A 10245-nucleotide genomic window follows, 5' to 3' on the forward strand; every position below is an offset into this window, starting at 1 on the left:
ACTTCCTTCGACGAAGTCATCGTGATTCTGTTCATTGGCGGCCCGGATCAGCGAACCGTGCCGCGGCAGATGTGGAGCGGGATTCGTGATTCCATCGATCCATCCATTCTCGCGGTCGCGACCATGCATGCGCGGCGCGTGGTCGCGGGTTGGGAGAAATATCGTTCGATCAGGGAAAACTCTGAGAGCATCGGCAGTCCGGCAATGTCGAAAGAGAGTTGGAGACGATGCGCCCGCGTTCGCGCACGTTTCATCTCGATAAAAGGATTTAGCGGCGTAAACCGCTGGTAGGCATGTGCTTTCTGCCGCCTTTCGAAGCCTTGTCCGAATGGGCCATGCGCCGGGAATTGCGGGTATCACCTTCTGGGACGGCCTTTGATTGGCGCTACAATGCGTTCGAACTTCTATTCTAATCTTGCCTAAAGCCCGCCGCCTCATGACCACGCCAGCAGATAACGCCAAAGCCAAACTCCGCGAAGCCGCGCTCGATTACCACGAGTTTCCCACCCCCGGCAAAATCGCGATCGCCCCGACCAAGCAAATGATCAACCAGCGCGATCTGGCGCTGGCCTATTCGCCGGGCGTCGCATTCGCGTGCGAAGAGATCGTTGCGAACCCGCTGAACGCCGCGCGCTTCACCGCGCGCAGCAATCTCGTCGGCGTGGTGACGAATGGCACGGCTGTGCTCGGGCTCGGCAACATCGGGCCGCTGGCGTCGAAGCCTGTGATGGAAGGCAAGGCTGTGCTGTTCAAGAAGTTTGCGGGCATCGACGTGTTCGACATCGAGTTGAACGAGATGGACCCCATGAAGCTCGTCGATGTGATCTGCGCGCTCGAACCCACGTTCGGCGGCATCAACCTCGAAGACATCAAGGCGCCGGATTGCTTCATCGTCGAGCGCGAGGCCCGCAAGCGCATGAAGATCCCGGTGTTCCACGACGACCAGCACGGTACGGCCATCGTGGTCGCGGCGGCGATTACCAACGGTCTGGTCGTGGTCGGCAAGAAGATCGATGAAGTGAAACTCGTGGCGTCGGGCGCAGGCGCCGCGTCGCTTGCGTGTCTCGACTTGCTGGTCGAACTCGGCATGAAGCTCGAGAACATCTTCGTGACGGATCTGGCCGGCGTGGTCTACAAGGGCCGAGTGGAACTGATGGACCCGGACAAGGATCGCTTTGCGCGCGAAACGTCCGCACGCACGCTTGCCGACGTCATCGAAGGCGCTGACGTTTTCCTCGGTCTCTCGGCTGGCGGCGTGCTGAAGCAGGACATGGTCAAGGGCATGGCGCCGAAGCCGCTGATTCTCGCGCTCGCCAACCCGACGCCGGAAATCCTGCCGGAACTCGCACTGGAAGTCCGACCGGACGCAGTGCTGGCAACCGGCCGCACGGATTATCCGAACCAGGTCAACAATGTGCTGTGCTTCCCGTTCATCTTCCGCGGTGCGCTGGATGCGGGCGCGAGCACGATCACGCGCGAGATGGAAATTGCCGCCGTGAACGCGATTGCGGAACTGGCGCGTCAGGAACAAAGCGATATCGTGGCGACCGCTTACGGCATCCAGGATCTGTCGTTCGGTCCCGAGTACCTGATTCCGAAGCCTTTCGATCCGCGCCTGATCGTGAAGATCGCGCCGGCCGTTGCGAAGGCGGCCATGGATTCAGGCGTGGCGACGCGTCCTATTGAAGACATGGATGCTTACGAGCAGCACCTGCAGCAGTTCGTGTATCACAGCGGCACGACCATGAAGCCCGTGTTCCAGCTTGCGCGCAGCGTCGAGCCGGACAAGAAGCGCATTGTGTTTGCCGAGGGCGAGGAAGAGCGTGTGTTGCGCGCGGTGCAGATCGCGGTGGACGAGAAGATCGCCAAGCCGATCCTGATCGGACGTCCGGCCGTGATCACGCAGCGCATCGCCAAGTACGGTTTGCGTCTGACGCCGGGCGTGGATTTCACTGTGGTGGATACGGATCACGACTCGCGTTATCGCGATTTCTGGCAGACGTATCACACCATGATGGCCAGGAAGGGCATCAGCGCGCAGATGGCGAAGCTCGAAATGCGCCGCCGCACCACGCTGATCGGCTCCATGCTGGTGAAGAAGGGCGAAGCGGACGGCATGATTTGCGGCACGATCAGCACGACGCACCGGCATCTGCATTTCGTCGATCAGGTGATCGGCAAGAAGGCGGGCTGCAGCGTGTACGCGGCCATGAATGCACTGGTGCTGCCGGGCCGGCAGATCTTTATTGTCGACACGCACGTGAACGTCGACCCGACGCCCGAGCAGCTTTGCGAAATCACGATCATGGCGGCGGAAGAAGTGCGCCGCTTCGGGATCGTGCCAAAGATCGCGCTGCTGTCGCATTCGAACTTCGGCACAAGCAACGCACCATCCGCCATCAAGATGCGCGAGACGCTGGCGTTGCTGAAAGAACGCGCGCCGGAGCTGGATGTGGACGGCGAAATGCACGGCGACGTGGCACTCGACTCGCGGTTGCGCGCCGAAGTGCTGCCGGAATCAACCTTGGAAGGCGATGCAAACCTGCTCGTGCTGCCGAATATCGATGCGGCCAACATCTCGTACAACCTGCTGAAGACGGCCGCCGGTAACAACATCGCCATCGGTCCGATTCTTCTAGGTGCGGCGCAGCCGGTTCACGTGCTTACGGCGTCTGCAACGGTGCGACGCATTGTCAACATGACTGCGTTGCTGGTTGCGGACACGACGGCTGTAGCGCGTTGAGGTAAATCAAGCTCGCAGAAGTTGCGGGATGCGTTGGTAGAAAGGGGTTGCGGAATCGTCGCAATCCCTTTTTTGTTGGGCGGCCGAAAATAGACCGTGACTGCTTCAGGCCAAAAAAAAGCGTGCCGGATCATCCGGCACGCCTCGAGGCATGCAAGGGGATTTGCTTGTCCTCCAAACAGCAGTGGTTCCGATCGTCAGACCGTGAGAGCTTTCCCCAGAGAGGCGACACTGGGTCCACTCCCCAAGCCACGCATGAGAGAATTATTATCCCATCCAAGATAAAAACATCTCAGATCAATCCGATATTTGATGCCGCCCTAAATTTGATTGCGGTCGGAAAACGCCAGTGGGCCCGCAGCCCGGCCTGACGGCAGGGGACCGGAACTGATTAAAAAACGGGCATCGCCTGAACCAACGTTGATTCCGGCTGTCATTAGCGATACCCTTACGTCTTTCATGGTCGTCAATTTTTGGGGCTTTAAGCGGGATGGGTTTTGTGAAGCGCGCATGGGTTTGTGGTTTCCTGACGGCGCTTTTGGTGGTGCTGAGCGGCTGCGGCAAGAGCGCGCCGGACTCGCCAAGCCCGGGAGGCAACAGTCCCGCAGCAGCGTCGCAAGCTCAGTCGCCGCTCGCAGTGCAGGACAAGAACAGGCCGCAAAGCGATCCGCGCAGAGATAACAGGCGCGATGCCGCATCAGCGGGTTTGGAGTCGTCACAGACGACTGTCGACGCTGCGCAATTGCCAAAGCAGGCGGTTGTGACGTTACGGCGGATCGAAGCTGGCGGACCTTTCCCGTATGAGAAAGACGGCATTGTGTTTGGCAACCGCGAGCGTATGCTTCCGCCGCATCCGCGCGGCTATTACCGCGAATACACCGTACCTACGCCGCGCGCCCGTGATCGCGGCGCACGCCGGATCGTATGTGGAGGGCCGCGTCGGCAGATCGACAACTGCTTCTACAGCGACGACCATTACGTGAGTTTTAAACGCATTGCGGGATTAACTTCGGGATGAACGGCATGAGCGACAACATCTACGCGCACGACAACGGTGTCGCGGGTGATCTTTTCGCCGGCGATGGCAACATGTTCCAGCGCGTTTTGCGACTCCGCACAACAGACGAAACGAGACCCGACAACGAACCGAGCACGGCGCTGTCATCATTGAACGAGGGGTCTATGAGTCTTTTCAAGACAGTACGATCGAATATCGTGCAGTCGATTCGCGCTTTTCGCGTTCAGGATCTCGCCGACGAAGCGGGCAAGCTCGGCCAGCATTTCCTTTACGCCTACTGTGGTCAGGCGCAGAGCAAGCAGGAAGTGCTCGAAACCATCGCGACGTCCTTCTTGTTTCCCAAGCACTTTGGCAAGAACTACGATGCGCTCTACGACAGCCTGACCGACCTGGTACAGAAAGCCGGATCGCAACCAGGATTCGTGATCGTTCTGGAGGCGTTGCCGGTGGCGCAGAAATTCGACAAGGAAGGGCGCGAAACCCTTCTGGACGTGTTTCGTGAAGCGGCGGAGTTCTGGGCGGAACGACGTGTGGCGTTCAGGGTGTTCTACTCGTTCGCCTGACGCGTTCGCGTGACTCGTTTGCCTGACTCGTTTGCGTGGATTACGCAGGTTTCATGTCTGACAGATAAGCCGGCCGGCGCCTTTTAAAAGAGGCGCCGGCCGGCTTTTGCGTTCCCAGTCACCATCCGCCCCATTTTGCTGCGAGCGCTGCCAGGACTGCAATGCCGGCCGTTTCCGTGCGAAGAATGCGCGGTCCAAGGCCGAGCGTGGTGAATCCGGCATCGACGATCGCGGCTTCTTCTGCCGGCGAAAAACCCGCTTCGGGGCCGATTGCGACCGTGACCGGCGAGGTCGGCGCTTTGCCCGGAAGGGAAGCAAAACTCAATTCCGCCCTCGGCGACAACAACAAGCGCAACTCGCCGGTTTCGACGGGCGGCAGGCCATTCAACCATTTGTCGAGATCCAGCGCCGGCGTGACGCCGGGCACGCGATTGCGTCCGCACTGCTCGCACGCGGCGCGCGCCAGAGCCTGCCAATGGCTGTGCCGGCGGATCGCGCGGTCACCGGAAAGCCGCACCACGCCGCGCTCAGTGGTGAGGGGGATCACGGATGCAACGCCCAGTTCCACCGCCTTTTCAATCAACCAGTCCATCTTGTCGCCGCCCGCCACGCCCTGCGCCAATGTCACGCGATACGGCGTTTCGGCATCGCGTTCGATGAATGCGTCGATATGCGCGGTCGCCGTGCGCTTGCCGATTTCGAGCAGCCGCGCGCTGTATTCGCCGCCGGTGCCGTCGAACAGGGTGATGGGGTCGTCGGTTTGCAGGCGCAGGACCTGGACGTGCCGGACGACATCGTCTGGCAGCGGCATGATTTCGCCCGCAACGAGCGGGCTGGAAACAAAGAAACGTGGCATGAGAGGGTGCGCCCAAACGCGTGCGGGCGTCCGGCTAGTGATGAAAACGAAGGGTGTCGGTCAGTTCAGGTGCCGGGCGATTGCCCAGCGATACCCATCCGGGTCTTCGAATTGTGCGAACCGGTCTCCCCAGTACTGGTCTTGCGGTTCGATCAGCCCCTTGGCGCCGACGGCAATGGCGCGGCCATACACGGCATCGACATCATCCACGTACAAGTAGAACGACTGGGGCGCCATCAAGCCCGTGCTTTTCGGTGTTCTTGCGTGCGACCCGTACGCGCCTTCCGGTGCGAACATCAGGATCAACTGTCCGCGATACGTCATCTCGACATGGATCACGGCGCCGTCGTCATTGACGCTGTCGCGTAGTGCAAAGCCTAGCGCCTGCTCATAGAACCCCGTGCTTACGCGAGCATCGCGAACCGTCAGATACGGCGTGAGCCAAGGGACATCGGCGGGGCGGGGGTCGGTCATTTCAAAATCTCCTCGGAGCGCGCTGGTTCATGCATTGTGCCATGGCGGTTGCGGGATCAAGTCCGGCTTGGCCGCTTTGCGCCCGGATGCCTGATGCAGGGAGCGTGCCCGAGCGACTGGTCGCAGCCCGTTTTCTTGCGCCCGCTTGGGCGGCCCGGTCGCGCCTGAGTCCCGGAGCCGTCTGCTAGAATGACGGGCTCCCGATCCTCTCCGTTTCTCGTCGCTCCGGTTGCTGAAAACGTGGTTTCGTCGTTCGCCCGGTGCGTCTCCAGAATCATCCCAGGATCTTTTCAGGACCTACCGGACTCGACATGACATCCCCGACTTCCAGCCAGACCACCCTGATGGCCAACGCAATCCGCGCGCTGGCAATGGACGCCGTTCAGCAAGCCAATTCCGGCCATCCCGGCATGCCGATGGGCATGGCGGAAATCGGCGTCGCACTCTGGTCGCGTCACCTGAAGCACAATCCGAGCAACCCGCACTGGGCCGATCGCGACCGTTTTGTTCTGTCGAACGGTCACGGTTCCATGTTGCTGTACTCGTTGCTGCACCTGACCGGCTACGACCTGCCGATCAACGAACTCAAGAATTTCCGTCAACTGCATTCGAAGACGCCGGGCCATCCGGAATACGGCATCACGCCGGGCGTGGAAACCACCACGGGTCCGCTCGGGCAAGGTCTGGCGAATGCTGTCGGCATGGCGCTGGCCGAGGCGCTGCTCGCCGCCGAGTTCAACAAGGCCGGCGCGAAGATCGTCGATCACCACACGTACGTGTTCCTTGGCGACGGCTGCATGATGGAAGGCATCTCGCACGAAGCGTGTTCTTTCGCCGGGACGCTCAAGCTGAACAAGCTGATCGCGCTCTACGACGACAACGGCATTTCAATCGATGGCCACGTCGAACACTGGTTCCACGACGACACCCCGAAGCGCTTCGAAGCGTACGGCTGGAACGTGATCCGCGCGGTCGACGGCCATAACGTCGACGCGGTGGACGCTGCTATTGCGCAGGCCAAGAACTCGGACAAGCCGACGCTGATCTGCTGCCGCACGACCATCGGCAAGGGTGCGCCGACCAAGCAAGGCAGTCACGATTCGCACGGCGCGCCGCTGGGTCCGAAGGAAATCGCAGACGCCCGCGCAGGAATGGGCTGGACGTGGGAGCCGTTCGTGATCCCGCAGGAAGTCTATGCAGCGTGGGACGCGAAGGAATCGGGCGCGCGTGCTGAAGCCGAGTGGAACAAGCAATTCGATGCCTACCGCGCGAAACATTCGGCCGAAGCCGCCGAGTTCGTGCGCCGCATGAAAGGCGAATTGCCGGCGACGTGGGCACAGGACGCGAAGAACATCATCGAAGCGGCAAATCAAAAGGGCGAAACCATTGCCACGCGCAAGGCTTCGCAGCAGACGCTGGACGGCCTTGCCGCCGCGTTGCCGGAATTGCTGGGCGGCTCCGCCGACCTGACGGGTTCCAACCTGACGAACTGGAAGGCGTCGAAGGCGGTGCGCGCCGGCGAGACCTCGAACCAGATCCAGTGGGGCAACCACATCAACTACGGCGTGCGCGAATTCGGCATGAGCGCGGCGATCAACGGCATGGTGGTGCATGGCGGGTATCGTCCGTTCGGCGGCACGTTCCTGACGTTCTCGGACTATAGCCGCAACGCGCTGCGAGTCGCCGCGCTGATGAAAGCGCCGTCCATCTTCGTGTTCACGCACGATTCCATCGGTCTGGGCGAAGATGGTCCGACGCACCAGTCAGTCGAACAAACTTCGAGCCTGCGGCTGATTCCGCACTTACACGTATGGCGTCCGGCGGATACCGTCGAGACCGCTGTGGCGTGGACGTCGGCGATCGACTACAAGGGACCGTCGGCCCTGATCTTCACGCGTCAGAACCTGCTGTTCTCGGCACGCAATGACGTGCAGATCGCGAATATCGCAAAGGGCGGCTACGTGCTGCGTGACTGGAACGACGACATTCCCGCGCGCAAGATCATCCTGATCGCCACGGGTTCGGAAGTCGAACTGGCGCTGAAGGCGGCTGAGAAGCTGGCGCAGGAAGGCATCGGCGCGCGGATCGTGTCCATGCCGTGTACCAACGTGTTCGATCAGCAGGACGCCGAGTATCGTGAGCGCGTGTTGCCGAAGGGCGTCGTGCGCGTGGCAATCGAAGCCGGCGTGACGGATTTCTGGCGTAAATATGTGGGTCTCGAAGGCGGCGTGGTGGGCATCGATTCGTTTGGCGAATCCGCGCCTGCCGGCGAGCTTTTCAAGTATTTCGGCTTTACCGTCGAGCATGTCGTGGAGACGGCGAAAGCCGCGCTCGCGGGCTGAACGGACGCTTTGACGAGCGGACCGGCAGCAGCGAACTGAACTTTTTTTCAGCCATCAGGAGATAGACCATGACGATTCGCGTTGCAATCAACGGCTACGGCCGGATCGGCCGCAATACGCTGCGCGCCTTGTACGAAAACGGCAAGAAGCATGACATCGAGATCGTTGCCATCAATGATCTCGGCGATGCCAAGACGAACGCGCACCTGACGCAGTACGACACGGCGCACGGCAAGTTCCCGGGCGAAGTATCGGTTGACGGCGACTACCTCGTGGTCAACGGCGACCGCATCCGCGTGCTGGCCAACCGCAATCCGGCCGAACTGCCGTGGGGCGAGCTGAACGTGGACGTGGTGCTGGAATGCACGGGCTTTTTCACGACGAAAGAGAAGGCCAGCGCCCACATCAAGGGCGGCGCGAAGAAGGTCATCATCTCGGCGCCGGGTGGCAAGGACGTCGATGCAACCATCGTTTATGGCGTGAATCATCACGTGCTGAAGGCGTCGGACACGGTGATCTCGAACGCATCGTGCACGACGAACTGTCTCGCACCGCTCGTCAAGCCGCTGAACGACAAGATCGGTCTGGTGAATGGCCTGATGACGACCATTCATGCATACACGAACGACCAGGTCCTGACGGACGTGTATCACGAAGACCTGCGCCGCGCGCGCTCGGCCACACACAGCCAGATCCCGACGAAGACGGGCGCTGCATCGGCGGTTGGCCTGGTGCTGCCGGAGCTGAACGGCAAGCTGGACGGTTACGCGATTCGCGTGCCGACCATCAATGTGTCGATCGTCGACCTGTCGTTCATTGCCGCACGCGACACGACGGTGGAAGAAGTGAACTCGATCATGAAGGAAGCATCGGAAGGCGCGCTGAAGGGCATTCTGGGCTACAACACGGCGCCGCTGGTCTCGATCGACTTCAACCACAATCCGGCATCGTCCACGTTCGACGCAACGCTCACGAAGGTGTCAGGCCGTCTTGTGAAGGTGTCGAGCTGGTACGACAACGAGTGGGGCTTCTCGAACCGCATGCTGGACACGGCTGTGGCTTTGGCCAATGCGAAGTAAGGCAGCGAAGCTGACGTAAGCACAAAAAAACCGCCGGTTTGCAAGAACCGGCGGTTTTTTATTTCCTGGCATGACAACGCTACAACCGCTGCGAACGGATCAGTTTTTCCTGTGCGGACACTGTTCCTTCGTGCACGTGCCGTAGAGTGCGAGCGCGTGTTCGTGCAGCTTGAACCCGCGTTCTTTTGCGATATCTTGCTGACGGCTTTCAATTTCAGCGTCGAAGAACTCTTCGACCAGGCCGCAGTCAAGACACACCAGGTGGTCATGATGCGAGCCTTCGTTGAGTTCGAACACGGCCTTGCCGGATTCAAAGTTGCTGCGCGACAGCAGCCCTGCTTGCTCGAACTGCGTCAACACGCGGTACACGGTCGCAAGACCGATATCGAGTTCTTCGTGCAACAGGTTGCGATACACATCTTCTGCAGTCAGGTGGCGCACCGGACTATGCTGGAAAATCTCGAGGATCTTGAGCCGGGGCAGGGTTGCCTTCAGCCCGATATTTTTGAGATCGGCGGGATTGGTCATGGCTAGGCATCCCTAGAGTACAATTCAAGGTTCTCATAGTAATGCGTTTTTACCGTTCTGGTCACCATCCGAACGAAATGGCGCGATCTCCGAAAGACTTCGAAACTTCCTGCGCCCATACGGGCAATGGGCCAGGCGAAGGGTGAAATGAAGGGTGAAATGTTTCCAAAATCTTTATCGAATTGCCGGGAGAGCCGTCGTATGCGCGGAACTTTGATTGCTGCCGCCACCATGACCGTCCTGGCCGGGTTGTCCGCTTGTTCCACCTATGACAGCGTCACGCAGAGCATCGCGCAACACATCACGCCGTATCGGATCACGGTCGTGCAGGGGAATTTCGTTTCGGCAGAAGCTGCGGCGCAGATGCAAGTCGGCATGTCGCGCGATCAGGTGAAAACGCTGCTCGGCACGCCGCTGCTCGCGGACATGTTCCACGCGGACCGCTGGGACTATATTTTCTACTTCAAGCGCGGATCGACTTCGGTTGTTCAGCAGCGCGATTTCGTGGTGAATTTCGCCGGCGATCGCGTGGCGAACTGGACGGGTGGCGAGAACCTGCCGTCGAATCTCGAGCTGCTGGCTGAAATCGATGGCGACAAGGGCCGCAAGATTCCCGCCGCGCCGGTTCCGGGCATGGCGAGA

General features: G+C 60.4%; 9 protein-coding genes and 1 pseudogene. 7 read left to right on the forward strand and 3 right to left on the reverse strand.

The genetic code is table 11. The features are described 5' to 3' along the window. From ACRXB1_RS20785 to ACRXB1_RS20800, 4 genes and pseudogenes are all read left to right on the forward strand, one after another. A pseudogene (locus ACRXB1_RS20785) lies at window positions 1-291 on the forward strand (hypothetical protein); the annotation flags it as partial. A gap of 145 nt (window positions 292-436) precedes the next feature. Then, the gene (locus tag ACRXB1_RS20790) at window positions 437-2743 is read left to right on the forward strand and encodes an NADP-dependent malic enzyme (RefSeq protein WP_061998499.1); all 2307 of its coding nucleotides are present in this window, start codon (window positions 437-439) and stop codon (window positions 2741-2743) included. A 637-nt stretch (window positions 2744-3380) separates the two neighbouring features. Beyond that, window positions 3381-3761, forward strand: a complete 381-nt coding sequence (locus ACRXB1_RS20795) for a ribonuclease (protein ID WP_449493074.1) — start codon at window positions 3381-3383, stop codon at window positions 3759-3761. Between the two features lie 5 nt (window positions 3762-3766). Next, window positions 3767-4324 (forward strand): barstar family protein, encoded by a 558-nt coding sequence (locus tag ACRXB1_RS20800; protein ID WP_062000690.1) that lies wholly within the window; start codon window positions 3767-3769, stop codon window positions 4322-4324. A 118-nt stretch (window positions 4325-4442) separates the two neighbouring features. Here ACRXB1_RS20800 and ACRXB1_RS20805 read toward each other — a convergent pair whose 3' ends face one another. Both ACRXB1_RS20805 and ACRXB1_RS20810 read right to left on the reverse strand, forming a co-directional pair. Beyond that, a complete protein-coding gene (locus ACRXB1_RS20805; protein ID WP_449493071.1) occupies window positions 4443-5180 on the reverse strand; it encodes a 16S rRNA (uracil(1498)-N(3))-methyltransferase in 738 nt (245 codons plus the stop codon). A gap of 60 nt (window positions 5181-5240) precedes the next feature. Continuing rightward, window positions 5241-5654: a VOC family protein gene (locus ACRXB1_RS20810; protein ID WP_061998501.1), complete on the reverse strand. Its 414-nt coding sequence runs from the start codon at window positions 5652-5654 to the stop codon at window positions 5241-5243. A 311-nt stretch (window positions 5655-5965) separates the two neighbouring features. On the opposite strand from ACRXB1_RS20810, the gene tkt reads away from it, so the two are divergent. Together tkt and gap are read left to right on the forward strand one after the other, a co-directional pair. Further along, the gene (tkt, locus tag ACRXB1_RS20815; protein ID WP_449493072.1) at window positions 5966-7996 is read left to right on the forward strand and encodes a transketolase; all 2031 of its coding nucleotides are present in this window, start codon (window positions 5966-5968) and stop codon (window positions 7994-7996) included. A gap of 68 nt (window positions 7997-8064) precedes the next feature. After that, a complete protein-coding gene (gene gap / locus ACRXB1_RS20820) occupies window positions 8065-9075 on the forward strand; it encodes a type I glyceraldehyde-3-phosphate dehydrogenase (protein ID WP_061998503.1) in 1011 nt (336 codons plus the stop codon). 99 nt (window positions 9076-9174) lie between these two features. On the opposite strand, the gene fur is transcribed toward gap, so the two are convergent. Continuing rightward, complete coding sequence (gene fur / locus ACRXB1_RS20825; protein ID WP_056356132.1) at window positions 9175-9603, reverse strand: ferric iron uptake transcriptional regulator; 429 nt, start codon at window positions 9601-9603, stop codon at window positions 9175-9177. Between the two features lie 201 nt (window positions 9604-9804). Here fur and ACRXB1_RS20830 point away from each other — a divergent pair. Then, on the forward strand, window positions 9805-10245 hold a 441-nt coding region (locus tag ACRXB1_RS20830; RefSeq protein ID WP_449493073.1), incomplete at its 3' end, for an outer membrane protein assembly factor BamE.

Source organism: Caballeronia sp. M23-90, from assembly GCF_053574605.1.